General features: G+C 34.6%; 32 protein-coding genes and 2 pseudogenes. 24 read left to right on the plus strand and 10 right to left on the minus strand.

Going from position 1 to position 26802, the window contains the following annotated elements; translation table 11 throughout:
- Nucleotides 1-186 precede the first annotated feature (186 nt).
- On the plus strand, nucleotides 187-777 hold the full coding sequence (locus CER22_RS15040; RefSeq protein WP_033656322.1) for a histidine phosphatase family protein: 591 nt from the start codon (nucleotides 187-189) through the stop codon (nucleotides 775-777).
- Between the two features lie 6 nt (nucleotides 778-783).
- Nucleotides 784-1560 carry a Cof-type HAD-IIB family hydrolase gene (locus tag CER22_RS15045; protein ID WP_088063127.1) on the plus strand — a complete coding sequence of 259 codons (777 nt, stop codon included), beginning with the start codon at nucleotides 784-786 and terminating at the stop codon, nucleotides 1558-1560.
- A gap of 7 nt (nucleotides 1561-1567) precedes the next feature.
- Here CER22_RS15045 and CER22_RS15050 read toward each other — a convergent pair whose 3' ends face one another.
- Nucleotides 1568-2029, minus strand: a complete 462-nt coding sequence (locus CER22_RS15050; RefSeq protein WP_088063128.1) for a DinB family protein — start codon at nucleotides 2027-2029, stop codon at nucleotides 1568-1570.
- A 171-nt stretch (nucleotides 2030-2200) separates the two neighbouring features.
- Between CER22_RS15050 and alr the strand changes: the two genes are divergently transcribed.
- On the plus strand, nucleotides 2201-3376 hold the full coding sequence (alr, locus tag CER22_RS15055; RefSeq protein ID WP_088609060.1) for an alanine racemase: 1176 nt from the start codon (nucleotides 2201-2203) through the stop codon (nucleotides 3374-3376).
- Between the two features lie 20 nt (nucleotides 3377-3396).
- On the opposite strand, the pseudogene CER22_RS15060 reads toward alr, so the two are convergent.
- The 3 genes and pseudogenes from CER22_RS15060 to CER22_RS15070 all read right to left on the minus strand — a co-directional run bounded on the left by CER22_RS15060 (nucleotide 3397) and on the right by CER22_RS15070 (nucleotide 5863).
- A pseudogene (locus CER22_RS15060) lies at nucleotides 3397-4091 on the minus strand (class I SAM-dependent DNA methyltransferase).
- Complete coding sequence (locus CER22_RS15065) at nucleotides 4084-4971, minus strand: GNAT family N-acetyltransferase (protein WP_088609018.1); 888 nt, start codon at nucleotides 4969-4971, stop codon at nucleotides 4084-4086. The pseudogene CER22_RS15060 and the gene CER22_RS15065 overlap by 8 nt, the downstream one beginning before the upstream one ends.
- Before the next feature lie 23 nt (nucleotides 4972-4994).
- Nucleotides 4995-5863: pseudogene (locus CER22_RS15070) on the minus strand (nitrate reductase).
- Nucleotides 5864-6249: 386 nt separating this feature from the next.
- Here CER22_RS15070 and CER22_RS15075 point away from each other — a divergent pair.
- Both CER22_RS15075 and CER22_RS15080 read left to right on the plus strand, forming a co-directional pair.
- Nucleotides 6250-7458 carry a macrolide family glycosyltransferase gene (locus CER22_RS15075; RefSeq protein WP_088609019.1) on the plus strand — a complete coding sequence of 403 codons (1209 nt, stop codon included), beginning with the start codon at nucleotides 6250-6252 and terminating at the stop codon, nucleotides 7456-7458.
- Between the two features lie 169 nt (nucleotides 7459-7627).
- Nucleotides 7628-8473 (plus strand): YitT family protein, encoded by an 846-nt coding sequence (locus CER22_RS15080; RefSeq protein WP_000831975.1) that lies wholly within the window; start codon nucleotides 7628-7630, stop codon nucleotides 8471-8473.
- A 46-nt stretch (nucleotides 8474-8519) separates the two neighbouring features.
- Here CER22_RS15080 and pdxR read toward each other — a convergent pair whose 3' ends face one another.
- Complete coding sequence (pdxR, locus tag CER22_RS15085; RefSeq protein ID WP_088063131.1) at nucleotides 8520-9920, minus strand: MocR-like pyridoxine biosynthesis transcription factor PdxR; 1401 nt, start codon at nucleotides 9918-9920, stop codon at nucleotides 8520-8522.
- A 130-nt stretch (nucleotides 9921-10050) separates the two neighbouring features.
- Between pdxR and CER22_RS15090 the strand changes: the two genes are divergently transcribed.
- Both CER22_RS15090 and CER22_RS15095 read left to right on the plus strand, forming a co-directional pair.
- The gene (locus CER22_RS15090; protein WP_088063132.1) at nucleotides 10051-10473 is read left to right on the plus strand and encodes a GNAT family N-acetyltransferase; all 423 of its coding nucleotides are present in this window, start codon (nucleotides 10051-10053) and stop codon (nucleotides 10471-10473) included.
- A gap of 120 nt (nucleotides 10474-10593) precedes the next feature.
- Entirely contained in the window at nucleotides 10594-11721 is a 1128-nt protein-coding gene (locus tag CER22_RS15095) for a metallophosphoesterase (RefSeq protein ID WP_088063133.1), read from the plus strand.
- 31 nt (nucleotides 11722-11752) lie between these two features.
- Here CER22_RS15095 and CER22_RS15100 read toward each other — a convergent pair whose 3' ends face one another.
- On the minus strand, nucleotides 11753-12379 hold the full coding sequence (locus CER22_RS15100; RefSeq protein WP_088063418.1) for a DUF1648 domain-containing protein: 627 nt from the start codon (nucleotides 12377-12379) through the stop codon (nucleotides 11753-11755).
- A 136-nt stretch (nucleotides 12380-12515) separates the two neighbouring features.
- Between CER22_RS15100 and CER22_RS15105 the strand changes: the two genes are divergently transcribed.
- Genes CER22_RS15105 through CER22_RS15130 form a run of 6 tightly spaced genes read left to right on the plus strand, consistent with a single transcriptional unit; the run spans nucleotide 12516 to nucleotide 15323 of the window.
- Nucleotides 12516-13082, plus strand: coding sequence for a GNAT family N-acetyltransferase (locus CER22_RS15105; protein WP_088063134.1), 567 nt, complete (start codon nucleotides 12516-12518; stop codon nucleotides 13080-13082).
- A 6-nt stretch (nucleotides 13083-13088) separates the two neighbouring features.
- The gene (locus CER22_RS15110) at nucleotides 13089-13649 is read left to right on the plus strand and encodes a 2'-5' RNA ligase family protein (RefSeq protein WP_088063135.1); all 561 of its coding nucleotides are present in this window, start codon (nucleotides 13089-13091) and stop codon (nucleotides 13647-13649) included.
- A complete protein-coding gene (locus CER22_RS15115) occupies nucleotides 13646-14131 on the plus strand; it encodes a GNAT family N-acetyltransferase (protein ID WP_087982712.1) in 486 nt (161 codons plus the stop codon). Before CER22_RS15110 ends, CER22_RS15115 begins: the two co-directional genes overlap by 4 nt.
- Before the next feature lie 12 nt (nucleotides 14132-14143).
- Complete coding sequence (locus CER22_RS15120) at nucleotides 14144-14518, plus strand: cupin (protein WP_088063136.1); 375 nt, start codon at nucleotides 14144-14146, stop codon at nucleotides 14516-14518.
- Entirely contained in the window at nucleotides 14512-14940 is a 429-nt protein-coding gene (locus tag CER22_RS15125; RefSeq protein WP_088063137.1) for a GNAT family N-acetyltransferase, read from the plus strand. Before CER22_RS15120 ends, CER22_RS15125 begins: the two co-directional genes overlap by 7 nt.
- Before the next feature lie 32 nt (nucleotides 14941-14972).
- Entirely contained in the window at nucleotides 14973-15323 is a 351-nt protein-coding gene (locus CER22_RS15130; RefSeq protein WP_088063138.1) for a hypothetical protein, read from the plus strand.
- A gap of 26 nt (nucleotides 15324-15349) precedes the next feature.
- Here CER22_RS15130 and CER22_RS15135 read toward each other — a convergent pair whose 3' ends face one another.
- Nucleotides 15350-16135 (minus strand): GNAT family N-acetyltransferase, encoded by a 786-nt coding sequence (locus tag CER22_RS15135; protein ID WP_088063139.1) that lies wholly within the window; start codon nucleotides 16133-16135, stop codon nucleotides 15350-15352.
- A gap of 131 nt (nucleotides 16136-16266) precedes the next feature.
- Between CER22_RS15135 and ytfJ the strand changes: the two genes are divergently transcribed.
- The 4 genes from ytfJ (at nucleotide 16267) to CER22_RS15155 (ending at nucleotide 18283) form a co-directional block, all read left to right on the plus strand.
- Nucleotides 16267-16692: a GerW family sporulation protein gene (gene ytfJ / locus CER22_RS15140; protein ID WP_000349987.1), complete on the plus strand. Its 426-nt coding sequence runs from the start codon at nucleotides 16267-16269 to the stop codon at nucleotides 16690-16692.
- Nucleotides 16693-16852: 160 nt separating this feature from the next.
- Nucleotides 16853-17629, plus strand: coding sequence for an oxalate:formate antiporter (locus CER22_RS15145; RefSeq protein ID WP_000014094.1), 777 nt, complete (start codon nucleotides 16853-16855; stop codon nucleotides 17627-17629).
- 51 nt (nucleotides 17630-17680) lie between these two features.
- Nucleotides 17681-18001, plus strand: coding sequence for a hypothetical protein (locus CER22_RS15150; RefSeq protein ID WP_048540982.1), 321 nt, complete (start codon nucleotides 17681-17683; stop codon nucleotides 17999-18001).
- Nucleotides 18002-18070: 69 nt separating this feature from the next.
- Nucleotides 18071-18283, plus strand: coding sequence for a hypothetical protein (locus CER22_RS15155; protein ID WP_000798747.1), 213 nt, complete (start codon nucleotides 18071-18073; stop codon nucleotides 18281-18283).
- Nucleotides 18284-18313: 30 nt separating this feature from the next.
- Here CER22_RS15155 and CER22_RS15160 read toward each other — a convergent pair whose 3' ends face one another.
- Nucleotides 18314-18652, minus strand: a complete 339-nt coding sequence (locus CER22_RS15160; protein WP_060488565.1) for a hypothetical protein — start codon at nucleotides 18650-18652, stop codon at nucleotides 18314-18316.
- A gap of 204 nt (nucleotides 18653-18856) precedes the next feature.
- Between CER22_RS15160 and CER22_RS15165 the strand changes: the two genes are divergently transcribed.
- The 5 genes from CER22_RS15165 to CER22_RS15185 all read left to right on the plus strand — a co-directional run bounded on the left by CER22_RS15165 (nucleotide 18857) and on the right by CER22_RS15185 (nucleotide 23634).
- Nucleotides 18857-19537 (plus strand): class I SAM-dependent methyltransferase, encoded by a 681-nt coding sequence (locus CER22_RS15165; protein WP_088609020.1) that lies wholly within the window; start codon nucleotides 18857-18859, stop codon nucleotides 19535-19537.
- A gap of 94 nt (nucleotides 19538-19631) precedes the next feature.
- Nucleotides 19632-21320 carry a formate--tetrahydrofolate ligase gene (locus CER22_RS15170; RefSeq protein WP_087983223.1) on the plus strand — a complete coding sequence of 563 codons (1689 nt, stop codon included), beginning with the start codon at nucleotides 19632-19634 and terminating at the stop codon, nucleotides 21318-21320.
- 90 nt (nucleotides 21321-21410) lie between these two features.
- Nucleotides 21411-21938 carry a hypothetical protein gene (locus tag CER22_RS15175; RefSeq protein ID WP_141499182.1) on the plus strand — a complete coding sequence of 176 codons (528 nt, stop codon included), beginning with the start codon at nucleotides 21411-21413 and terminating at the stop codon, nucleotides 21936-21938.
- A 19-nt stretch (nucleotides 21939-21957) separates the two neighbouring features.
- Complete coding sequence (locus CER22_RS15180; protein WP_000588608.1) at nucleotides 21958-23127, plus strand: DEAD/DEAH box helicase; 1170 nt, start codon at nucleotides 21958-21960, stop codon at nucleotides 23125-23127.
- A gap of 123 nt (nucleotides 23128-23250) precedes the next feature.
- Nucleotides 23251-23634, plus strand: coding sequence for a VOC family protein (locus CER22_RS15185; protein ID WP_088609021.1), 384 nt, complete (start codon nucleotides 23251-23253; stop codon nucleotides 23632-23634).
- 44 nt (nucleotides 23635-23678) lie between these two features.
- Here CER22_RS15185 and CER22_RS15190 read toward each other — a convergent pair whose 3' ends face one another.
- Both CER22_RS15190 and CER22_RS15195 read right to left on the minus strand, forming a co-directional pair.
- Nucleotides 23679-24317: a zinc dependent phospholipase C family protein gene (locus CER22_RS15190; protein WP_088063142.1), complete on the minus strand. Its 639-nt coding sequence runs from the start codon at nucleotides 24315-24317 to the stop codon at nucleotides 23679-23681.
- Between the two features lie 29 nt (nucleotides 24318-24346).
- Nucleotides 24347-25333, minus strand: a complete 987-nt coding sequence (locus tag CER22_RS15195; protein WP_088609022.1) for a quinone oxidoreductase family protein — start codon at nucleotides 25331-25333, stop codon at nucleotides 24347-24349.
- 207 nt (nucleotides 25334-25540) lie between these two features.
- Here CER22_RS15195 and CER22_RS15200 point away from each other — a divergent pair, with 207 nt between their 5' ends.
- Together CER22_RS15200 and CER22_RS15205 are read left to right on the plus strand one after the other, a co-directional pair.
- On the plus strand, nucleotides 25541-26119 hold the full coding sequence (locus tag CER22_RS15200; protein WP_088609023.1) for a sigma-70 family RNA polymerase sigma factor: 579 nt from the start codon (nucleotides 25541-25543) through the stop codon (nucleotides 26117-26119).
- On the plus strand, nucleotides 26116-26796 hold the full coding sequence (locus CER22_RS15205) for a DUF3600 domain-containing protein (protein ID WP_088609024.1): 681 nt from the start codon (nucleotides 26116-26118) through the stop codon (nucleotides 26794-26796). Before CER22_RS15200 ends, CER22_RS15205 begins: the two co-directional genes overlap by 4 nt.
- Nucleotides 26797-26802 lie beyond the last annotated feature (6 nt).

Consider the following 26802-nt stretch of genomic DNA (forward strand, 5'->3'; position numbering starts at 1 on the left):
ATGAAGATGGATTTTCTTTTCACTTTTAAAAGAATTATAAGTTTAGAGTGCTTGTAATTGTTAAGTGGAATAACTCGTTTATTAAAACGGGTTGAACAACTGTACAGTAATATATTTTTGTAATAGAAAATTCAGAGTATGATATAATGGGATTTTGTGGATATTAAACGAGGGAGTGGAGAAAAAATGCAAATACTGCTAATACGCCACGGAGAATCAGAAGCTGATATCTTAAACGTACATGAAGGGCGAGCTGACTTTGAATTAACAGAAAAAGGAAGACAGCAAGTGCAAAGGCTTGTACAGAAAGTGAAAGCAGATTTTCCACCAGATTTCATTTGGGCAAGTACATTAAAGCGTGCTCGTGAAACTGGTGAAACGTTAGCTGAAGGAATTGGATGCCCAATTCAACTAGAAGAGGAATTAATGGAGTTTAATAACGGAGTGCAAGCAGGCTTATCTTTTGAAGAAGCAAAGAAATATCCAGAGCCAAAGTTTCTTCATGACCGTTTTGAAAATGGGGAATCATTTATTGAATTTAGAATGAGAATAGAAGGAATCTTTTCTAAAATCGTGACAGAGAATACGTATGAACGGATAGCAATCGTTGCACACGGTGGTGTAATAAATAGTCTATTACGTGCGTTTTTCAAAATGCCCATTTCAATGGACTATTATTTTAAAATGGGAGATACGGGAATAAGCTTAATTGAAATTGATGGCGAACAAAAAACGGTACATTTCATTAATGATACGAATCATTTGGACGGGATGTAAAGACCCGTGTACAAAGTAGTGTTTTTTGATGTTGACGGTACGCTTTTAAGTGAGATTGATAGAAGTATGCACGAAAGTACAAAAGAAGCGATACAAAGATTAATAGATAAAGGAATTCACGTAGTTGTTACAACAGGGAGACCATATAGCTTATGTTCACAATTTAAAGAGCTGGGCATACATACAATTATTTCTGCAAATGGTGCACATATTAAGTGTAGGGAAACAGTTCTACATAAATCGGTACTTTCAAGTGAAATCGTTCATGATATCTCAGAGTTTGCAGAATTACATGGTCACGGCGTTTCTTATTTTACTGAGGGTTTTACAATGAACGGAATAGCCTCAGATAATGAGCGTGTAATGCAAGCACTTAGCGAGACGTTAAATTTAGGGGAGTACCCTGAAAAAAGCAAGGATTTGTCTGAAGAGATCTATTGTTTATGTTTGTATGCGGATGAAATAGAATCTCAAAAATTTATTGAAAAATACCCAATGCTTACATTCGACCGTTTTCATGGTTATGTCATAAATGTATTGGAAGATAATAAAGTATCGAAGCTCACCGCAATTCAAAAAGTATTGGATCACTTAAACATTTGTAAATCAGAAGCAATTGCTTTTGGTGACGGTGGAAACGATATTGAGATGTTGCAATATGTAGGATTAGGAATTGCGATGGGGAATGGCGGAGAAGTACTAAAAACAAAAGCTGATTTCGTTACAAAGAAGGCGAGTGAAGGTGGTATTTTATTTGCTTTAGAGAATTTTCATGTCGTCTAACATACCTTTATTGGAATAAAGGTATGTTAGGATCTTTAATGTGCTCGCACAATAAAATATGAATTTGCCCACGATGATGATAAAAGTGGGCAACAATTTCAAGTAACCATTCAAAGCGGGAATAAGAAATACCCCAATAAGCAGTCTTCATTTCCGCTAATTCTTCATTGGAATAGGATAAAAAAGTTTTAGAAAGTACATCGTAGCCCTGTAGCATCGTTTTTTGCATTTGCGTAATTGTTTCGGGTGTTTGTTCTTTATAGAAAGTGTGTAGTTGTTTTTCAGTACTACCATTTAAAATGAGTAAATCCGCATGGCAAATCAGAGAAAGGTGTGCACACATTTCAAATAAAGCTCGCTTCGAGTGAATTGGTTGTATTTTTAAACTATCTTCATTATATTGGTTAAGCATTTGAATAGAAGTATCAACAGCAACTTGTAGTTGATGCAATGCAGATTGTACAAACATTGTAATTCTCCTCTTCTCCGTATATAATAGTTTCTTAAGGGTATTATATCATACTCAAAATTCCGAAAATTCTAGTAGTTTGACTAGCATATTGAAAAGTATTATATTGTAAAAGGTCATATGAAACGTGAAATAGAATGGAATGCAATTATTGAGTTAGGAGTTAGACCAATGAGTTTGAAATATGGAAGAGATACAATTATTGAAGTTGACTTAAATGCAGTAAAACATAATGTAAAAGAATTTAAAAAGCGTGTGAATGATGAAAATATTGCAATGATGGCTGCTGTAAAAGCAAATGGGTATGGTCACGGGGCGGTTGAAGTTGCGAAAGCTGCTAGTGAAGTAGGAATAGATCAGCTTGCAGTTGCATTTGTAGATGAAGCGATAGAGTTAAGAGAAGCAGGAATTAACGTGCCGATTTTAATTTTAGGTTATACATCAGTAGCAGCTGCGGAAGAGGCAATTCAATATGACGTTATGATGACTGTTTATAGAAGTGAAGATTTACAAGGTATAAATGAAATCGCAAACCGTCTTCAAAAGAAAGCGCAAATTCAAGTGAAAATTGATACAGGAATGAGTCGTATCGGTTTACAAGAAGAAGAGGTTAAACCATTTTTAGAAGAATTAAACCGTATGGAGTATGTAGAGGTAGTAGGAATGTTTACACATTACTCTACGGCAGATGAAATTGATAAATCATATACGAATATGCAAACAAGTTTATTTGAGAAAGCTGTCAATGCAGCAAAAGAATTAGGAATTCATATTCCATATATTCATAGTTCAAATAGTGCAGGTTCAATGGAGCTTAGCAATACATTTCAAAATATGGTTCGTGTAGGTATTGGAATATATGGAATGTATCCTTCAAAAGAGGTAGATCATGCAGTCGTTTCTTTACAGCCTGCGTTGTCATTAAAATCAAAAGTAGCTCATATTAAACATGCGAAGAAGAATCGCGGTGTAAGTTATGGGAATACGTATGTAACGACTGGTGAAGAATGGATTGCAACTGTACCGATTGGCTATGCTGATGGATATAATCGTCAGTTATCTAATAAAGGGCATGCATTAATAAATGGAGTTCGAGTACCTGTTATTGGCCGTGTTTGTATGGATCAACTTATGTTAGACGTTTCAAAAGCAATGCCAGTACAAGTTGGGGATGAAGTAGTATTCTACGGTAAACAAGGTGAAGAAGAAATTGCGGTAGAAGAAGTAGCGGATATGTTAGGTACAATTAACTATGAAGTTACTTGTATGTTAGACAGAAGAATCCCGCGAGTGTATAAAGAAAATAATGAAACGGCTGCTGTCGTAAATATACTAAGAAAGAACTGAATCGTTATGATTCAGTTTTTTTATTTTTGACAAATGAAAAATGTTCTGTTTGTACCGTGTAATTGAATGTTCTTAAAACCTACAGATTCCAATGAAGAAATTATTTCTTCATTGGAATAACAAGCTTCCTCAAAAGAAAAGTCACTTCTTTTCCAATTATTATCTATGTTATGTTGAAATAGTATAAAGTTCATTTCTGCTTTTTTATTTTCTTTATCATATGTAGAATCAATTGTACATACATATTCTTCCGCTGAAATATGAAATGAAGCAATCCAATTTTCAAGAAAACATTTCTCCATATTCATATCAAATACGAATGTACCTTCGCTATGTAATACGGAGTAAACATTATGAAAAACATTTTTTAATTCATCTAATTTTAAAATATGGTTTAAGCTATCGCCAGTAGAGATAACATAGTGAAATAACGAGCATCATCGACGATAAAGGTTGCGTCTGGCGCGTTTTGACGTGCGTATTCAATCATTTGAGCAGAACCATCTATACCAGTTACTAAAAAAGTATTATCAATTAATTTCTTAGTAAGGTGACCAGTCCCGCAGCAAAGATCTAAAATATGAGAATGTGGTGGTGCATATTGTAAAACGAGTTTTTCCAAAAGTAGATAGGAGTGTTCAGCATAATGCCCCCAATGTTTATTATAAATGGATGCGAAAATATCATAATCAGAATAAATTAGTTTTTTACACATATGTATTCACCTCAAGATTCATTACATTATAATAGTCATGCTTCTTTTTCATTTCAAAACCACATTGTGTATATAGTTTTAAAGCGTGGTTATTTTTCGTTTCGACGTCTAATTCAATTGTTGAAATTCCTTTTGTAATAAGGGTATGTACCATATAACTAAGAATATCTTTTCCGTATCCTTTACCTTGATAAGAAGGATGAACGGCGAATCCTGATAGTGTAGTAGATTGTTCTTGCTCAGAAACTGTAATCGTTCCTATCACTTTTTCGTCGATAAGAGCACAGTAAACTTGATAGGAAGGGGAATTCATCATTTTTTGTAACCATGTAGCGGTATTTTTTGCTGAATCTCCAAAAGCTTTACTGGAAATTTCAATAAGATCAAGAAGTGACCCTGAAGATGCAAGAGTAAGCTGTATAGAATTCTTTGTTGTTTTTTGAACTTCTTTAGCTTTGAACTCCATACTATATTCACTATATAAATAAGGTAACTTCATATGTCTTGCAAATTCTTTCCCAGAAGCAGAATCCCCATTCATAATAAGAAGAGCTTCATCTGCCGCTCTTATTCGTATTTCTTTCATTGCGGTTTGTAAAAGAGTAGTGCCTATATGTTGTTTCCTATAGTTCGGATGAACAAACCCTATTAACTCCAGTTTTGTCGGTCTTTCAAAATCATACATACTTAATGCACCGATTAATTGAGTATTATCATAAAATAGGAAATCATATACCTCTTCATTATTGCGAGCAGTTAAAAAGTTTATATGTAAATCTGATGAGTAATCAATTTGATCGTGTTGCCCACAAATATGAGCTAAATCTTTCATTTGCTGAATTTCGTTTGCTATTAAAGATTTCTTTTGTTCAATATTCATTTCATAACCCCTCTCATTCGTATTTAAAAATAGGATGGATGACTAAGCCACTTTTTTAACTCCACACTGCCCTGAACAGATAATAACCGGTACAAATATGTCTACATTCTGCAAGATGAGGAAGGGGCATAATGGTTTCGTAACCTTGTTTAAAAGCATGTGCCTCTTTTTCTGTAAACACATATTCTAAGCCGATAAAATCAAACTCCCGGGGAGCAACGGCATAGGCTTCTGTATCTACTAATCCCGTAATAGTTGTACCATCTGATAAAAACTGAGTAGGGTCCATATCAATTAAAACGAGCGTTGATTCCTTTGGTGCTGGTAAGGAAGAAAGTTGTGATTCAAAAGTAGGAAATGCATTTTGTATGCTTTCATTATCGGAATAAAACATATTCACAAGCTCTTTACTCACATTTAAAATGTGTGATTGGAATTCATCTAGTGTAATTTGGAAGGAACCTGACACATTTCCTATGTAATCGGCTTTAAATGTATGTATTTCTGCAAGCCCTTTTCCTAGACTGAATAAAATAGAATCTGGTTGCCCGATAAAAGATTGAACTGTGTTACCTACTAACTTTTCGGCTACAACGAATTCACGGCCATTTAAAATATGTTTTTCTAATATTGTTGGGATAGGAAGATTAGTATGTTCTTGCAGCAATGTATGTACAGCTTTTAAATGATGTACGTTCCTTGGATCAATTCCAAATAGGTTTTTACATCCCCACCAAAAATCATTATTTGGCTCTTCATTCATTTTAGAAGAACGAACGATGACTTCTGCATCTTCTGTTCGGACGAGAAACACATCGCTTGCATGGTCTTCATAACCTGGGTGTAAAGCTTGAATAGATAAAATAGGTGAAGTGAATAGTTGTTGTAGCATGAAGTTACCTCTTTTTCTGTAAATTCTATAAATTCATTATATAACAGAATATGTTCCAAGTGGATAATGATGAGGACAACTTAGAACTTAAATAAATTTATAGTGAGAAATCAGTGTGGAAATTATATTTTTCTACTTTTGTATGAATTATCAAAATAATGTTTCTGATGATAAATCTGTAAAAATGCCTGAATATAACTCCCGTATTTTTCAATAAATGAAAGGTTAAGCATACTTTTATAAGAGTTATAATGTAGGTTATGAAAAATATTTCTCAATAATAAAATGAAGTGAAAAATATGAAGAAGTAGAATAGATTCCTTTATAATAGTTTTAAATTAATTAATATAATTAACTATTAATATTGTTAGATAGGAGAGAATATGATGGCAAATGTACTCGTAATAAATTTTCCCGGAGAAGGTCATATAAATCCGACTTTAGCTATTGTAAGTGAGTTAATTCGGCGAGGGGAGACAGTTGTTTCGTATTGTATTGGAGATTATAGAAAGAAGATTGAAGCAACAGGTGCAGAATTCCGAGTGTTTGAGAATTTCCTCTCTCAAATTAATATTATGGAACGAGTAAATGAAGGTGGGAGTCCTTTGACGATGCTATCTCATATGATTGAAGCATCAGAGCGTATTGTGACTCAAATTGTAGAAGAAACAAAAGGGGAAAAGTACGATTACTTGCTATACGATAATCATTTTCCCGTAGGACGTATTATAGCCAATATTTTAAAATTACCTAGCGTTTCTTCTTGTACAACATTTGCTTTTAATCAGTACATTAATTTTAATGATGAACAAGAATCAAGACAAGTAGATGAAACGAATCCGTTATATCAATCTTGTTTAGCGGGAATGGAAAAATGGAATAGGCAGTATGGAATGAAATGTAATAGTATGTATGATATTATGAATCATCCTGGTGATATTACTATTGTATATACTTCAAAAGAATACCAGCCGCGTTCAGATGTATTCGATGAATCGTATAAGTTTGTCGGCCCATCAATTGCTACTCGAAAAGAAGTAGACAGCTTTTCTATGGAAGATTTAAAAGATGAAAAATTGATTTTCATTTCTATGGGAACAGTTTTTAATGAACAACCTGAACTATATGAAAAATGTTTTGAAGCGTTTAAAGATGTAGAAGCGACAGTCGTATTAGTTGTTGGTAAGAAGATAAATTTAAATCAATTTGAAAACATTCCGAATAACTTTAAGTTGTATAATTACGTACCGCAATTAGAAATATTACAGCATGCTGATGTATTCGTGACACACGGTGGTATGAATAGTTCGAGTGAAGCACTATATTACGGTGTCCCGTTAGTTGTAATTCCGGTAACAGGAGATCAGCCTTTAGTTGCGCAACGAGTGAGTGAAGTAGGGGCTGGAATAAGGATTAATCGTAAAGAATTAAGTTCTGAATTGTTACGTGAGACTGTAGAAAAAGTAATGGATGATGTGACATTTAAAGAAAATAGTCGTAAAGTTGGTGAGTCCCTTAGAAATGCTGGTGGGTATAATAGGGCAGTTGATGAAATATTAAAAATGAAAATGAATTCATACTTAAAACTTAAATAAATGTTTGGAGCACACTTACTGTAATACGTAAGTGTGTTTCTGTAAATAAATTACATAAAAAATCACTGTAAAGGTGAAACTTTTGTGTATATAAACTCATATCTTTGAATTAGTAGTAAAATTACGTTAAAATAATACTAAGAAAATATATAAGTTTTGGGGGTAATGAATGAAAAGAGTATTTGAATACGTATTATTAACAATTGGATCGATTATTGTAGCGGGTTCATTAGAGCTTATTTTAGCACCTAATGGCTTAGTAGATGGTGGGGTAACGGCCATTGCTATTATGGCAAATAAAGTTGCTGGATTACCGCTTTACGGAGTGTTTTTAGGACTTAATATTCCTATCCTGCTATTTACCGCAAAAGTAATGGGGAAGAAGTTCTTCATCCGTACATCTTATGCAAATGTAGTTACAACACTTGGATTAATCTATTTAAAACCATTTCCGGCGATTACAACTTCTGAATTATTAATTGTACTTTATGGTGGCGTACTGTTTGGAATAGGCGTTGGGATTGTTGTTAAAATGGGTGGCGCAATAGATGGATCAGAAATGTTAGCGGTTTGGATGAACAAACACTTTAAAGTACCGATTAGTACATTTTTACTTGCTGTAAATGCAGTTATTTTCACATTTGTAGCGATTTTATTTTCAATCGAACAAGCGATGTTCTCATTAGCAATTTTCTATATTGTTACGAAGATGATTGATTTCATATTAGATGGTATTAACCAAGGAAAGAGCGTCATGATTATTTCTGGTAAAAATAAAGAAATAGGCGATCTGCTTATGAAAGAATTGCAATTATCCGTTACGTATCTACATGGAGAAGGTGGTTTTTTAGGAGAACATAAGAGAATCATTTATTGTATTACAAACCGTTTCATTTATCCAAAAATGAAAGATCTCGTTCTCTCTGTAGATCCAACTGCTATCATTGAAGCTTCCTATTCAACAGAAACAACTGGTGTTAAGCGGCCAGGAAGGGCAGCGAGATCAGAAAAATAGTGAATGAAAATAGCTCCACGTAAGTATAACTTACGTGGAGCTATTCTTATTTAGGGAACCAGGCCTTTCTCAGTAATTGAACTACAGTTTCGATACGATCCTCTGGAATACTGCCAAAACCGAGCAATACATACGATTCATCCATTACATTATGAACAGAATCGTATGTGGAGAGAGGGTATAACTTAATACGTTCTTTTGCGGCTGCATGAATAAGTTCTTGTTCATTCATCCCGTTATGAACGTGAAGTACAATATGAAGTCCGGATTGTTCACCGAGTATATGAACGTTATTTCCCATCTCGTTTGTAATAGATTTAATTAAAGAAATATGTTTTCTTTTATATAACGTCCGACTTCGGTTAATATGACGTTCCCAATCACCATTTTGAATAAAGGTGGCAAAGGTAAGTTGCTGCAGCGTAGAAACAGTTTGTTTAAACATACCACCAAGCTCTTCATAGGCTCTTAACAGATGAGGTGGTAAAACAATATATCCCATTCGTAAAGAAGGTAAAAAAGATTTCGAGAAAGTTCCCATATAAATAACACGTTCATTTGCATCTAGTCCTTGTAAAGAAGGAATAGGTTTTCCTATATAACGGAATTCCCCGTCGTAATCATCTTCAATAATATAGCCCTTACAATCATTCGCCCATTTTAATAACTCGAGTCTTCTAGATAATGGCATAATGATTCCAAGTGGAAATTGGTGAGATGGAGTGACATACGCTACATTGCAACCCGATTCACGTAAAGCGGAAATATGAATTCCTTTATCATCTAAAGGGATGGGGTGAACGGTAAGACCAGAACTTTGAATCATAGCAGGAATACGGTGAAATCCAGGGTTTTCGATTCCGAATTCCTTTTTTGAACCAAGTAGTTGAAGTAGTAGCCAAAGAAGAGGCTGCGTACCTGCTCCAATAATAATTTGATCAGGTGAAGAATGTACCCCGCGAGCATGATATAAATACTTTGAAATATGTTCTCGTAGAACGAGCTCACCTTGTGGATCTTCCTTAGCAAATAATTCATTTTCATACTGAAATAAAGTTTCGTGTATTGCTCTTTTCCAGTTTGTTATCGGAAAAGCTTTTTGATCAATAAGTCCTTGACTACAATCATAATCATATTGTTCGTTTTCTTTATTGTTAGCAATGTTTGACGCAATTTGCTGTTTCTTTTGAATGACATCCATATCAACTTCTGCAACAAAAATCCCACGTTTCGGTTTGCTTTCTACATACCCTTCAGCTAGTAATTGTTGATAAGCGGATTCCACTGTAATACGGCTCACATTAAGTTGTACTGCTAAATTTCTGTGAGAAGGAAGGCGTGTACCGGCACATAGTGATCCATGAGAGATTTCTCGTTTCATATATTCATAAATTTGTAAGTAAAGGGGTGTTTTACTTTGTAATAATAATGGGATAGTCAGATCCATTCGTAGACGCTCCTTTTCATACTGGCCTTATAAAAAAGGATAAAACTGTCACTTAAGCTAAGGGCAGTGGCTTTCTATAATGATGATATAACATTTAGAAAATTTTATAAATAGTAAGGGGAGAATCAAAATGAATATTAGAGAAGTAGTAACAGAAACGGATTTACATGATGTATTTCCCGTATTACAGCAGTTACGAACGAAACTTTCAAGAGAAGAAGCAAGTTCTTTGTTTCAAAAAATGAAAGAAGAGAATTATAAACTATTTTCGCTACGTAATGAAGAGGATGAAGCAGTTAGTCTAGCCGGTGTAGCGATTTGTACGAATTTTTATAATGAGAAACATGTTTTCGTATATGACCTTGTAACAGCAGAAGCACATCGTTCAAAAGGGTATGGGAATGTATTACTCTCCTATATAGAGAACTGGGGAAAAGAAAACGAATGTGAGTCCATCGTTCTTACATCAGCGTTTCCTAGATTAGACGCTCACCGCTTTTATGAAAGAGAAGGTTATGATAAGGTAAGTTTTTCTTTTTATAAAGAATTATAAAGAAGGATAGGTTCTATATGACATAATATATAGAACCTATTTCATTTAGAAAGGTTTATAATTTATGTTGTTGAATTGTTTTTTTGTAAATAATACAGAGAATGATTGGAGCGCTTACACTTGGAAAAAATAAAGAAACTATCAATCCCTAATGATGTTAGAGTAATCGTAATATCTGATATTCATGGAGAATTACTTCTTTTAAAAGAATTACTACAGAAAGTTAACTTTAAAGATGAAGATTATTTAATTATTAATGGTGATCTTTGTGAGAAAGGAGGAGACAGCATCGGCGTCGTAAACTACGTTATGAATCTTGTAAAGAACAATTCAAATGTTCACGTTGTTGAAGGGAATTGTGAAGTTTTAGTTGATGCGCTTTTAAATGAAAATCCTGGTCTTATCAATTATTTATGTACGAGAAAGCATTCGATTTTTAATGAATGGTTAGAGTGTGTGCATTTCTCTATTCATGAAGGTACGCCTATTCAAAAAGTAAGGGAAGTATTAATGAGCCATTTTTCAAAAGAAATAAAGTGGCTGACAGAATTGCCAACAGCGCTTGAAACAGAAGATTATATCTTTGTACATGCTGGCCTTGATGATAAAGAAGATTGGAAAGAAACAGAGCGCAAAAATGCGATAGCAATGCCAGAGTTTTTCAATAAATCACATAGAGCAAATAAGTATGTAGTTGTCGGTCATTGGCCTGTTGTAAACTATTCAGATAAGGCACCGTCTAACAATCCAGTTATTGATGAGGAGAAAAAGATTATTGCGATTGATGGGGGAAATGCGATTAAAGAAGCAGGACAATTAAACGCATTTATCATTCAAAGGAAACCAGCAGGTGATATGTTTTCTTATACATATGTAGACTATTTTCCAGAATATGAAGTGATAGCAGATTTTAATGCGAATTCAGAAATGCAAGGCGGGGTAACATATCCATATTATTACATAGAGCCGATGGAGAAGGTGCAAGAATACACAATATGCAAGCAAAAGGAAAAGAATACATTACTTTATGTGAAAAATGAATATATTAGGCAGCTTGAGTCAGGTGATTACACAGTGAAAACCGATATTTCTTGTGCACAAATATGTGTAAGGAAAGGGGACATTGTTTCTCTCATTGATGGAAGCTGTTCAGGATATGATTTAGTGAAAAGAGATGGAATAGAAGGCTGGATAGAGAAAGGGATTTTAGTTGAGATAGAAAAAATGAAAAAGAAAACGTTTAGCTGAAATAGGAGGTATAGAACCTCCTATTTTTTTATTACCTTTTTAAATGAGTAGATTGCTTGCTGTCTTTCATAAGTAAGTAAATCGTACTCGGTAAAATGGCAAGCGTCATTCCTAAAATAATTGCGATTATAGCATAACCTCTATACGGAACAGGAACGATAAATGGAAGCCCGGCTAGGAAAATACCTGCTATTATCATTGAAATACTACAAATATTTGAAGCTCTTTTTTCAAGATGTTTATCATTCCATTCCAATGAAACCGTTGATTTACTCGTATCGATTTTGGAACTGAAATAGCCTATTAATATAAATAAAAGCCCTAATGCTAAAAATATTAAATGATCAAGAGGAAGAGTGAAGCCAAGAGCGATGAGAGCAATGACAATATCGACAAAAAATAAAAATAGTAAAATTGTGTTGCCAATCCAAAGGAGAAATTTCTGGTTACTCGCTGCTTTAGATAAAGCTAAAAATAAAAAGAATAAGAAGGTACATATAATTATATTTACGATAACAAAAGTGCTTTTATCCATTGTTGATGTAGGCGTTCCATTGAAGTCCCATTTAGTAACAATACGTAATGGTAAGAAGAAATAGAGAATAATATTTGTTGTAATAATAGTGAGAAATAAAGTAATACTAAATCGATTATTCATTGAATCACCAGCTTTCCACATGAATAATTGGTATCTTATAACAAAATTATACAATATAATAAACGATATTTGTTTTGATTTTTCTGAAAAAACATTATAATTATATATGAAATAAAGAGGAGTGTAGGAGGAAATTATGCAAAACGTAAGAGTAAAAGGGGATAAAGTTACAATTCGTGCAATTGAAGAATCAGATATAAAAACATTATGGGATCTCGTATTTAAAGAAGAAAATCCAGAATGGAAAAAATGGGATGCACCGTATTTTCTGTTTTCAATGCAAGAATACTCGTCTTATAAAGAGAAGATGAAAACTCGTTTAAAAGAGGAACCTCTATCCAATTTAATTATAGAAAATAACGGTCAAATTATAGGGGCAATCGGGTTTTATTGGGAATATAAACCGACGCGTTGGTTAGAGATAGGGCTTGTTATTTATAATCCAAATTACTGGAATGGTGGTTATGGTACAGAGGCGTTAACGTTATATCGAGATTTACTGTTTGAAAAGATGGAGATTGGCAGAGTAGGAATCACGACTTGGTCTGGCAATGAACGAATGATGAAAGTAGCGGAGAAAATAGGAATGAGCTTAGAAGGTAGGATGCGAAAATGTCGTTATTATAACGGGACGTACTATGATTCTATTCGAATGGGAATGATTCGTGAAGAATGGGAAGCGTTATATGTAACGAAGGGGTGAGAAAGTATGTACGCTATTATTGCTACATTTGATCGTGTGTTTACTAATAAAATTATAGAATTACAAAATGAAATAACAAATATCATTGGCACAAATCAATTAGCCGGAGTAGAACCTCATATTACATTAGCTGATTACAATGAGGTAGATGTTAACTTATATACTAAGAAATTAGAGGAGTTTGTAGCTGTTCAAGAAAATATGGCTGCAATAAATTTTCCTTCTGTTGGAGTTTTTCCTACTAATGGAACGATCTTTTTAGCACCGACCATTACAGATGAATTGTTAAAACTTCATCATTCTTATCATGATAATTTTAAAACTTTTCATGATAATTTAAATTCATATTATGTACCAGGAAAATGGGTTCCGCATTGCACGATTGCAAATAAGTTACATGCAAATCAGTTTTTAAGTGTAATGGAATATATATATGAAAAATTTGATTATGCAACAGCTTCAATTGAGAAATTAAAATTAATTAAAGTGAATTATGAAAATGGTTCTGCCATTTCTTCTAGTATATTAGCAGAATATAAGTTAAAGAGAATGGAGACAACGAGATGACATATGTAATTAGAGAAATGAAGCAAGAAGATATTCACGCTGTACAATCCGTAGCGAAAATAGCTTGGCATGATACATACGAAAGCATTATTCCGAGAGAGATTCAAGACAGATTTTTAGACGAGGCCTATTCTGATGAAAAAATGAAATATCGTCTTGAAAATACACATTTATTCGTTGCGGAAGAAGAGGGAGAAGTAATTGGCTTTGCGAATTTTTCACCTGTTAGATTGCAAAACGAAGCAGAATTAGGAGCGATTTATTTGTTACCAGATCAGCAAGGGAAAGGGGTAGGAAGTGCTTTATTACAAAAAGGGTTAACGGAATTAAAAGGAATTCGGAAACTATACATTCATGTAGAAGCAGCGAATGAAAAAGGAAAACGTTTTTATGAAGCGAAAGGTTTTGCACAATTAGAGGAATTTGAAGAAGATTTTGAAGGACATATGATGCAGACAGTAAGGATGGTTTTATACGTATAGGGAGGATTAGTAATGAAAATTTTTGATTTTAGTGAAAAAGTGGGAAAGAAAATCTCAGCATTTCAATCTAATTTCATAATGTCAAAAATATTAAACCATAAAGGAAATGTACATATTGGTGCTATGCATTTACGAGAGAATGGAATAATTGGATATCATGAAGCAGTTGTATCACAGCTGCTTCTTATTGTGGATGGAGAAGGATATGTATGCGGAGCAGATAAAGAAAATGTGAAGGTGGAAGCGGGACAGGCTGTGTTTTGGGAGAAGGGCGAATTTCATGAAACGATTACGGAAAAGGGATTGCTGGCAATTGTGATTGAGTCGGAGGAACTTGAACAAGCGATAGTAATGCCTATTAATGAGTGGAGTTGTGAAAAATGTTAGAAAAGGCGAATCGAGAAGAAACGAATGAAATCTTACAGTATGCAGCTCAATCACTTTTTGAAGGGACAAGAGGGAATTGTCGATTAAGTATAGAGAAAGCGATTGAAATTACAAAGCCAATAGTGGAAAAGGGAGCATATTATTTAGTTATTAAAGAAGAAAAGAAAGTAATAGGATGGGTATTAATAGGGGAAAATACAGACTATTTTTCTCGTGAAAAACTTGGATTTATATATGAGTTATACGTTTTTCCAGAATATCGAGGGAAAGGACTGTCGAAAGAACTGATGGAAGCTGGTATTAAGGAATTGAAGGAGACGTATTCAGAAATTCGCTTAAATGTATTTGCCGGGAATTTTGCGAAAGAGATGTACGAAGAGTTTGGTTTTGTTGAAAGACAGGTAATTATGACTTTGAAGTGAGAACAATAGGCTTGAACGGGAGAGGGGAAAGAATGAGAAAAGAAAATGAGTATGTTTCGTATTTACAAAGAGTGTGTCCTGAATTACAAATAAGATCAGCTTATATAAATGAAATTGGCCAAAATAATGATGTATTAATTGTAAATGATAATGTAGTATTCCGTTTTCCGAAATATGAAAAAGGTATTCAAAAACTTCGAATAGAATTAGCTAGTTATGGAGAGGAGTTTTTACAACTATTTTCAGCTCATTATCCTAATTTAGAAGCAGTAAAGGAACGAATGTATTTTTATAAAAGTACATTTGCGCTTCAAGAAGCATTGTTTGGTGTACTAAATAATGATAAAAAAGCCTTTGAAGCTGGATTAGCACAATATGTATAAAAAGCCGATTTCAAATCGGCTTTTTATTATCGGTACATCGTCCACATCCCTATATCTTTAAACCCTAATCGTTTATAAATTCGTCCAGCAGCCGGATTATTATAAAACAAGCAAAGTGTTCGGCCTTCTTTCGTAAAGTCTTGAATCATTTTTTGCAATATGAGTGAAGCAAATCCATTTCCGCGGTAGTTCGGATGCGTACATACGCCAACTACCATAGCGGATAATGAATTTTCAGCAGATGTAGAGGCGGATGCAATAATAGCGCCGTCTTTTTCAATATAGTATGTACGTCCTGTGTTTGTTTCGAGAGCTTGTCTTAATATTTTCTCTGATTCATTAGCAGTCGGAAATTCAACGATGTTACTTCGTAATTGCATTATTCGCTTTACATCATCTAGTGTGGCAAGTTTAATTGTTTCTTGGACAGGTGTAATAGGTAAGTTGTTGTCATTTAGACATTCACAAAAATACATTTCATTTTTGACACCTAGTTGTATGCTCGGAGCGGTTTCAAATCTTTCTACAATAGTTGATTTGCCAGAGAGTTTAAGCGGCTTATAGGCGGAAATAAGTGCCTCATAATCAATGGTAATAAATTCTTCTTTACTATAGGGTATAAATGCATCATGGAAGCGGAGTAAAATCGATTTTAATGTTCCATTCTCTTTAAATACGCCCCATAATTCTTGAAAGTCTGTTTCATAACCGAAAGCTTCTAAATCCCCAATAATAAACAAGTTAAGGGCTGCTTCTTCTTTTAGGTAATCGAATACTTGTTCATGATCTTTCTTTGTTAACTTTCGCATCATAACGAATCGACCTCTTTTTTACTTTTCTAAATATTACAACTTAAGTTTTTTGAAATCAATATAAAATTTTATGTTTAGTTCACCAACTTTCGGAAAAACTAGGAAAGATATGACAAAGGAGGTTATGAACGGTGGATCATCCAATTCAAGGGTTAATGAAAGCGGCAATGGAAAATTTAAAAGAAATGGTCGATGTAAATACGATTGTTGGAGAGCCTGTTCAAACGGCTGACGGTGGTGTGGTGTTAACGGTTTCTAAAGTGGCGTTCGGTTTTGGAGCAGGAGGTTCTGATTTCCAAACGAATGATGGCCAAAGAGCGAACGGTAACCCTGCATTTGGTGGCGGTAGCGCGGGTGGTGTTTCTATTACACCAGTAGCATTTCTTGTAGTGAATAAAGATGGAGTAAATATTCTGCATCTACAAAATGCGACACATTTAGCAGAAAAAATGATTGAATTAGCTCCACAAACAATTGATAAAATTCAATCGATGTTCCAAAAAGATGAAAAGAAAGAGGGAAATCATCATCCTCAAAACCCAGATGAAATCCTTTAAAAACACCTGCTCACGAGCAGGTGTTTTTTCTTGTAATCACTATGTAATAAAACACATGAAATTGTAAATAGTTTTTGAATTTTTTTCTATGTTTCTAAAATTTTTCATGTTAAAATATGCTATAGAATTGAAACATATAAAACGAAGGTGGCTAGGTGCTTTGTCTGGAGGATCTGACCAAGTAAAAAATATGATATATATTAATGGTAATCGTCGGGGTCATTGTTTTATTACATCAGGAATTACGTTTAAAGAGTTTGCAAGTAACATCCCTTCACCGCTTCATCAAGTGTTGCTTTTGAAGCATAACTTTGAATGGACAGATTTTCATTATCATACTTTATTTGAATATGTTGAGGAAGAAAATATACATAAGCTAATTCAAGCAGAGATTGATGAATTTGATGAATTTTGTTGGGTAGATTTTGATGATGCAAGCGATTTAGATGAATTAGAGCCAAAAGAAATTGCAGAGCTTTTATATTTGGCTCACAAAAAAGAACCACTTGCAAGAACATTCTTTCCGCTATTGAAAAATAGATTTGTTTATTTTTCACATGATGACGGATGGTACAACAAAGTGTATTATCGTAGAATTGCTGACTTTGTAGGGATGTTAAGTAAAGTCATTCCTTATAAACTCGGTGCTTTTGGTAAGAAACGTTTTTCTTTGTTCCAAAAATCAAAAATTTTCCCAGCAATTTCGAAAGAAGTGATCATGGGGCTTCTTCCATTAATGGAGGATGGTCTTTATATTGATCTAGCAGGGAAAATTGAGTCAAGAAGAGGTCTTGAAATTCCGGTATATGTAGTTGGTTCGTATGAAAGTACGGATGAGGTGCTAGATAATATCGATGAATTGAAAGAAGAAGCAACAGAGACAGGCTGGCTTATTTTTGATAAGAAAGAACAAGAATGGCAATGGGTTGTGGACTAAGAAAACTTGGCGCATGAAGTCAAGTTTTCTTGTCATTTGAAAGGAGTACAAATGAAGAAATATTATACAATTGTGGGTATTGTAAGTATTATTCTCGTAGCGATTTTACTTATTACTTGTCCGAAAGAATCGGATTTTAAAGTATATGTAGAGGATAAGTATGCATTGAAATGTGATGAGAGTAGTTTTGAATGCACACAAAATGTAGATGGTAAAAAAGAAAAATTACAATTTGAAAGTACAGATGCACGAAATGGTGTATTCTTTATGACTGCAAAGCAAACATTTAAAACAGAAGCTGGTGTTACGAAAGAATATAGCGGAGTAGGAATGTTTGGTACATTTCTTTTTGTTTCAGAGAAGACTTTCTAGTAATAGAAGGTCTTTTTCTTATGCTTATGTTCATATAGATGAAGTAAGACAAGCATAGGAGGGATAGTAATGAAGAATACATGTATCGTTTGCGGTGGTGAGGAGTTTTTTTCCTCAACTTTGTATGCACGTACGAAACAAGATTGGGCATATGCGCCAAACATGTACCGTTTTGAAAAGGTGTTTATTGAACATAGGGATGAAGAAAATTATCCAGTGTTTCAAGAAATTACAGCGAAACATTGCTGTGGATGCGGTCATATTATGTTGTATCACGAATGAACACACCAAGTATAACTTGGTGTGTTTTTTTTAAAACGCTGACAAAGAAAGCGGATAGAGTAAAGTAAATAAAACAGAAAAACTACCAAAACCAATTGCTGTATATCCAAGTGTTCTTGCTCCGAAATTGACAGCTAATAAGCCGACTAAAATCGCAAGAGAGCCGAGTGTAACTGGATAAAATGCAATTGAGAAAAGTGAAAGAAATAAAGCGACATAGCCTACCATTGCACCGGTGTTTGTACCTTCTATTTCATTTGCAATTTCTTTACGCTTATGTCTAATTGGTATGCCAGCTGGTGATATTTCAGCTGCATACTCTTCGTGTTTTTCACCACTTTTAAAATGATGATTTCTCTTTCTTCGCATGTACATCCCTCTCTTTCAATTGGGTGTACCTATAGTATCTTACACAAAGAGAAGAACATGAGTATGAGTTAAACCCAAGTAAAGCAAAAATTGGAGAATAAAGATTCCATTATTAGCTTGTACATCTCCTAATGAAGATAAACAGGAATTTTGGAAAATGATGTAGAATGAAATGAGTGATAAAACGTGAAGGCAGGGGAATGTATGACGAAATTTAATTGGCATGAATCAGCAGAGAAAAAATGGGATAGTAGTGCAGAATTTTGGAATCAAAATAGTCAAGAGATGTGGGACAGCGGGAGTAGGAGTACAATTATTCCATTTTTTGAACAGTATGTGAAGAAAGAAGCTCAGGTGCTCGATGTTGGTTGTGGGGATGGATATGGTACATATAAATTAAGTCGCGCGGGCTATAAAGCAGTTGGAGTAGATTTATCAGAAGTGATGATTCAAAAAGGGAAGGAGCGTGGAGAAGGACCGAATTTATCTTTTATAAAAGGGGATCTTTCTTCCTTACCATTTGAAAATGAGCAATTTGAATCAATTATGGCAATAAATTCTTTAGAATGGACCGAGGAGCCATTACGAGCATTAAATGAGATAAAGCGCGTTTTAAAAAGAGATGGGTATGCATGTATTGCAATTTTAGGACCGACAGCAAAGCCTCGAGAGAACAGTTATCCTCGTTTATATGGCAAAGACGTTGTTTGTAATACGATGATGCCTTGGGAGTTTGAACAGTTAGCGAAAGAACAAGGTTTTGAAGTTGTAGATGGCATCGGTGTATATAAGCGCGGAGTAAATGAGAAGATGCTAGGTCAACTACCTAACGAGTTACAACAATCGTTAACATTCTTATGGGTATTTATGTTAAAAAACGCATAAAGAAATGAAAGAATTTTTAGGAGGTAAATAAGTGCAGAAAATACAAAAAACTGATACAATATCATCAGAACCAATTAAAGGGGGACTAGGGTATATGACAACTACTACAACAGTTAAATCCGATATTGAAATCGCGCAAGAAGCGAGTATGAGGAAGATTCAAGAAATTGCAGCTGAATTAAATATTTTAGAAGATGAATTAGAGCCATACGGGCATTATAAAGGTAAGTTATCTCTTGATATTTTTAAGCGCTTACAGGATGAGAAAGACGGTAAAGTTGTTTTAGTAACAGCGATTAACCCAACTCCAGCTGGAGAAGGTAAATCAACAGTAACAGTTGGTTTAGGTCAAGCTTTTAATAAAATTGGTAAGAAAACAGTAATTGCACTTCGCGAACCATCTCTTGGACCAACGATGGGACTAAAAGGCGGGGCAGCAGGTGGCGGTTTTTCACAGGTTGTACCTATGGAAGACATTAACCTTCACTTTACTGGAGATATTCATGCGATCACAACTGCTAATAACGCGTTAGCGGCGTTTATTGATAATCATATCCAACAAGGGAACACACTTGGAATTGATACGCGTAAAATCGTTTGGAAACGCTGTGTTGACTTAAATGATCGTGCCCTACGTAACGTAGTAATTGGTCTTGGTGGACCAGTTCAAGGTGTACCACGTGAAGACGGTTTTGATATTACAGTAGCATCTGAAATTATGGCCGTATTCTGCCTTGCAACAGATATTCAAGATTTAAAAGCTCGTCTATCTCGCATCGTAGTTGCTTATAACTTTGCAAATCAACCTGTAACGGTTAAAGATTTAGGTGTAGAAGGTGCGTTAACACTATTATTAAAAGACGCATTAAAACCAAACTTAGTGCAAACGTTAGAAAATACACCAGCTATCATTCACGGTGGACCATTTGCGAATATCGCTCACGGTTGTAACAGTGTTATCGCTACAACAATGGCCGCAAAATTAGGTGATTATGTTATTACAGAAGCTGGATTTGGTGCTGATTTAGGTGCAGAGAAGTTTTTAGATATTAAAGCTCGTGCAGCTGGCATTAAACCAGAAGCAGTTGTTATTGTTGCGACTATTCGTGCGCTTAAAATGCATGGCGGCGTAGCAAAAGATCAATTAAAAGAAGAAAATGTAGATGCATTAGCAAAAGGTATGGAAAACTTACAGAAGCATGTTGAAACAATTCAAAGCTTCGGTGTGCCTTTCGTAATTGCAATTAATAAATTTATTACAGATACAGATGCAGAAGTTGCATACTTACAAGATTGGTGCAATGAGCGTGGCTATGCAGTATCCTTAACGGAAGTTTGGGAGAAAGGTGGCCAAGGCGGAGTTGACCTTGCTGAAAAAGTATTAAAAGAAATTGAAAAAGGTGAGAACAACTACGCACCACTTTATGAATTAGAATTACCATTAGAAGAAAAAATCCGTACAATTGCTCAAAAAGTGTATGGTGCAAAAGATATTGAATTTGCTCCGAAAGCACGTAAGCAATTAGCTCAATATGAAGGAGAAGGTTGGAGTAACCTACCAATTTGTATGGCGAAAACACAATACTCTCTTTCTGACGATGCAACAAAATTAGGTCGTCCATCTGACTTCATCGTTACAATTCGTGAGCTAAAACCATCTATTGGTGCAGGGTTTATCGTTGCGTTAACAGGAACAATGTTAACAATGCCAGGCCTTCCAAAACAGCCAGCAGCACTACAAATGGATGTAAATGAAGATGGAAAAGCAGTAGGTTTATTCTAAAAGGTTGTAATTCATCTCGTTTATCTGTAAACTATATATACATCAAGTGGCGCCTTTCCATCGAAAGGCGCCTGTTTTTTGGAGGAAATTATGTTTGATCCAACTGCTTTTGATAATTTAAAAGTAATCGTAGAAGGTGCTGTTTATGATTTTGATTTACATGGAGATATTCTTGTAACAGATCGAAAAGATATGATGGACCTTGCCTCATTAAGTCGTATATACCATATTTCATTTCAATTAACAGAACCGTTCGAACCGGTAGTAAAAGCAACATTTTCACTATCTGTAGATGCAAAGAACTTGTCTGGTGAAATATTGGAAGTACCACAATTTACACCAGGTTGTGAAATGAAGTTAGCATTTTCATTCCCGATAGAAAAGCCAGAGGTAGTGTGTGAAGAAATTGAAAATTTCATGCATTCTATATGGGGAAAAGAAAGAATGATTACGCAGAAAATTTCATACGAATATAATAAGCAAGCGATTTCATATCATAATAAGGTAGAGGTTATATTTCAAAAAGCGATTACAGAAGACCATGTTGATGATTTAATAGCTGTTATTTCACACATGATAGAAACGGTGCGAACAATACAACATTTTCTTCAAAAATAGAGATAAAGGAGAAAAACAAATGATAAAAGATATGCAACCATTTTTACAACAAGCTTGGGAGAAGGCTGGTTTTAAAGAATTAACTGAAATTCAAAAACAAGCGATTCCAACTATTTTAGAAGGACAAGACGTTATAGCTGAATCTCCAACTGGAACAGGAAAAACATTAGCGTACTTATTACCCCTTTTACATAAAATTAATCCTGAAGTAAAACAACCACAAGTTGTTGTTTTAGCGCCAACACGTGAGCTTGTAATGCAAATTCACGAAGAGGTTCAAAAGTTTACAGCAGGGACTGAAATTTCAGGGGCATCTTTAATTGGTGGTGCAGATATTAAGCGCCAAGTTGAAAAATTAAAGAAACACCCGAGAGTAATTGTCGGTTCACCAGGACGTATTTTAGAATTAATTCGAATGAAAAAGCTAAAGATGCATGAAGTAAAAACGATTGTATTTGATGAGTTTGATCAAATTGTAAAACAAAAGATGATGGGCGCAGTACAAGATGTAATTAAATCTACAATGCGAGATCGTCAATTAGTATTCTTCTCGGCGACAATTACAAAAGCGGCAGAAGATGCTGCACGTGATTTAGCAGTTGAACCACAATTAGTACGTATAACACGTGCAGAGTCAAAAAGCTTAGTTGAGCATACGTATATCATTTGTGAGCGACGCGAAAAAAATGATTACGTAAGAAGAATTATGCATATGGGCGATGTAAAAGCAGTTGCTTTCTTAAATGACCCATTCCGTTTAGATGAAATTACTCAGAAATTGCAATTCCGTAAAATGAAAGCAGCGGCTCTTCATGCAGAGGCAAGTAAGCAAGAGCGTGAAGCAACGATGCGTGCTTTCCGCGGCGGGAAATTAGAAATTCTACTTGCTACTGATATTGCAGCACGCGGTATTGATATCGATGATTTAACACATGTAATCCACTTGGAGTTACCAGACACAGTAGACCAATATATTCACCGCTCAGGACGTACAGGACGTATGGGTAAAGAAGGAACAGTCGTTTCTCTTGTAACACAACAAGAAGAGCGTAAATTACTTCAATTTGCAAAAAAACTAGGCATCGTATTTACGAAGCAAGAAATGTTCAACGGATCATTTGTAGAAACGAAACCGAAAGCACCAAAGAAAAAGAAGCCAGCATTTACTGGGAAGAAAAAGCCTAGATAAATAAAGAGAAAGACGTAACTATTTGTAGTTACGTCTTTTTTGTTTGTAATTGAATGAAAGAGGAATAATAATAGTACCTGTAGAAACCTACATAGAATATAAAAACCATTAGGGGGAAATGAAATGATTCATAAAGTTGGACAAATTATGTTATATGTAAACAATCAAGAAGAGGCAGTAAATTTTTGGACGGAAAAGGTAGGGTTTCATGTAGTTGCAGAGGAAGATAATAAGCAAGGAATGAGATGGGTTGAGATTGCTCCGACTAGCGGTGCAGAAACGAGCATTATATTACATAATAAAGAAGTGATTTCTAAGATGAGCCCAGAATTAAATCTTGGTACACCATCTTTAATGTTCTTCTCAGAAAATCTTGATCAATTATATACAGATTTAAAAAATAAAAATGTTACTGTTGGTGAAATGGTAACAATGCCTTCTGGTAAAGTATTTAACTTTGCTGATAGTGAAGAGAATTATTTTGCGGTTATGGAAAAGAACAAATAATAATATTGCTATGTGAAAATCCCCCTCAAATATATTGAGGGGGATTACATGTTTGAAGTGGATTTTTCATTAGAGAGTTGATTAATAAAAAATGCCCCTTTTTCAATAGCTGTTTCAATATAACCAACGATTTGATCGAACGTAAATACTTGTAAGTTTTCATGTAAATGTTGCTCTGGATACAACATATCTTCAAAAAGATACTTTCGAAAAGCTAAAACGTTTTCTTTAGAAACCTCTTCAATATCTATAATGTGAGCCTCTTGATTGAGAAGAGAGAAGAGCCGTTGTTCTTTATCGTAATGATAAAGTAATTTTGCGTTCAATAATTTAAAGTCGTTGTAGTACATAGGCGCGATAGTTTCGTCATTTTCGATTCTGTTTTTAAGCCAAGGTAGAAAAAAGCCGCTTAGCCAATTATCATCGGCAATGAGGTGGGTGCAATAGCCTAGGAGAAAAGGGGACTCCATATAATCTTTATATTTATGAATAAATGATCCATAATCAATTCGTCTCGTATAGTCTTTTGTTGAGCCGGCGTAAAAATGTGAGGTGACTTTTTCTATCTTTGAATGCACAGCATCGGGGGCTACGCCTCCAAGTATAAAAGAAGTTTTATCTTGAATAGATAATTTCTCGGCAATCCTGTTAGCGATAATAGCATGCATAATTCGTGATCCCATGAATGACACCTCGGTTTCAAGTATTCATTTCAGGAAGGGGACTGAACAGTTAGTATTACTTTCCCTGTACTTTTTCTACTTTCGACCCATTCATGTGCTTTCCCTGCATCTTGAAGTGGAAAAGATTTCGCAGCTTTCATTTTCAGACGGCCATCACGTAAATAACGGAAAACTTCATTTGCAGTTTTTTGGAGTAGTTCAGGACGTTTTTTTCGTGTAGTACCAAAACTAAAACCGAGTATAGAGCGGCAACTTGCGTGTAAATCTTTCGTTTGGAAGTTACCAATTTCACCGCTTGCATTTCCGAAATGAACGAGGCGACCATAATAAGCAAGACATTTTAAACTTCTTTCCGAAACCGTTCCAGAAATAGAATCTAAAATTACATCAACCCCTTCACCGTTGGTCAGCTCATTGACTTTCTCTACAAAATCTACATCTTGACGACATATAACATAATCAGCTCCAGCGTCTAAAGCGATTTTACTTTTCGCTTCATTTCCGACAGTACCGATAACAGTTCCAGCCCCTAATAGTTTAGCGATTTGAATTGCTGTCGTACCAATCCCACCAGCCGCTGCATGAATGAGTACAGACTCATCTTGTTGAAGCCTTGCTACATTTGCGAGTAAATTATAGCTTGTAAAAGATACAATCGGACAAGCAGCTGCAGTTTGAAAATCGACTTCATCAGGCAAAGCAAAAGTAAGGTTTTCGTTTGCGACAACGTATTCTGCGTAAGAGCCATCTTGAGGAAAAGCAATGACACGTTGTCCAGGATAAATATTTTTCACATGAGAACCGACTCGTTCTACAACACCAGCGGCATCTATCCCTGGTATAAAAGGTAGTGCTTTATTTCCTTTTTTACCATAACGGGATTTAATATCGGCGAAATTTATACTAGTAGCAACAACGCGAATCAAAACTTGATCTTCTGAAATAGCCGGCATATCCACATCTGTATATTTCATCACTTCAGGACCACCGAACGACGTTACAATGATAGCTTTCATTATATATCCTCCTAAATTTGACTATATAAATCATTTTAAATGTTCATTAGAAATTGGAAAATTATATAATAGTTATGTGTGATTATAAGTGAAGCTTATGAACATATTGAATCATTATATTAATCTATATAAAAAAACTTTTGAAAAAATCGAACGAAATGTCAATTACTTGCCAATATATAGTGTAAGACAAAGGAGGGATGGTATGTGAAGGGTGAAACAGTGTATACAGATTTGATCCAATTAACTTTATCAGGCAATAAAGAAGCATATAGCAAGTTGTATGATAAAACGATTCAAGAAGTATATAAAACAGCACATTTTTTAATTGAAGATAAAACGGATGTAGATGATGTCGTTCAAGAAATATACATACAGTTATATGAATCGCTTCGTAAGTATGATAGCAAGAAGCCATTTAGACCTTGGCTAATTGGGCTTACGATTAAACAAATTCATTCTTATAGAAGAAAGAGGTGGATGCGACTACGAATTATAAAAAAAGCAGAAGAGCAAAGAAAACCAGTACAAATTGATTTTTCTAGCGATGTTGTAAGTAAAATATCAAATCAAAAATTAATCGAACTCATTCATAAGTTACCGTATAAATTGAAACAAGTTATTATCTTAAGATACTTACACGATTACTCTCAAGAAGAAGTAGCACAAATATTACATATTCCAATTGGTACTGTGAAATCTAGAATTAACGCAGCATTAAAGAAACTACGTCAAAAAGAGCAAGTAGAAGAAATCTTTTTAGGAGAGGTAGGGAATGTGAAATGAGTTTAGATTGTAGAGTTAGAAAATCTATACAAGAAGAAGCGAAGGGGATTATTGCCCCGCCGGGGTTAAAAGAAAAAGTAATCGTTCAAATAAAAATGAATCACGGCGGGAGTAAGATGAAGAAACGCCTTATTGCAGGAGTGCTTGCAGCAGCATTTTTAATCCCAACGACTGGTTTTGCTTACCAATCTATTATGGCGGATGGTATATACGGGTCGTTTGAGAACTTAAAAAAACATGCCGGAGCGATGACATTAGAAGCGTATATGCGTTTTAATGCAAAGTTATCAGAAGCGAAAGACGAAATGGGTGCGAAGGAATATGAAGAGTTTACAAAAGAACTAAAGAAATTAACAAATGCAAAGCTTGCGTACGGGGATTCGAACGGTAATATTAATTATGATCAATTATCACCAGGAAAAAGAGAAGAAATGAAAAATTTAAGTATGAGCCTTCAACCATACTTTGATAGATTAAATGGTCATAAATCTAGTAAAGAAGTATTAACACAAGAAGAGTTTGACCGTTATGTGGAAGCTTTAATGACATATGAAATCGTACAAGTAAAGACAAAATCAACTGGTGGGATGAAAGTAGAAGAAGTACCTGAGGCGTATAAAGAAAGATTTATTAATGCGGAGCAGTTTATGGAGTATGTAGATGAAAAGGTGAGATAAGTAAAA

This window comes from Bacillus sp. K2I17, assembly GCF_002209985.1.
Classification (GTDB): domain Bacteria; phylum Bacillota; class Bacilli; order Bacillales; family Bacillaceae_G; genus Bacillus_A; species Bacillus_A wiedmannii.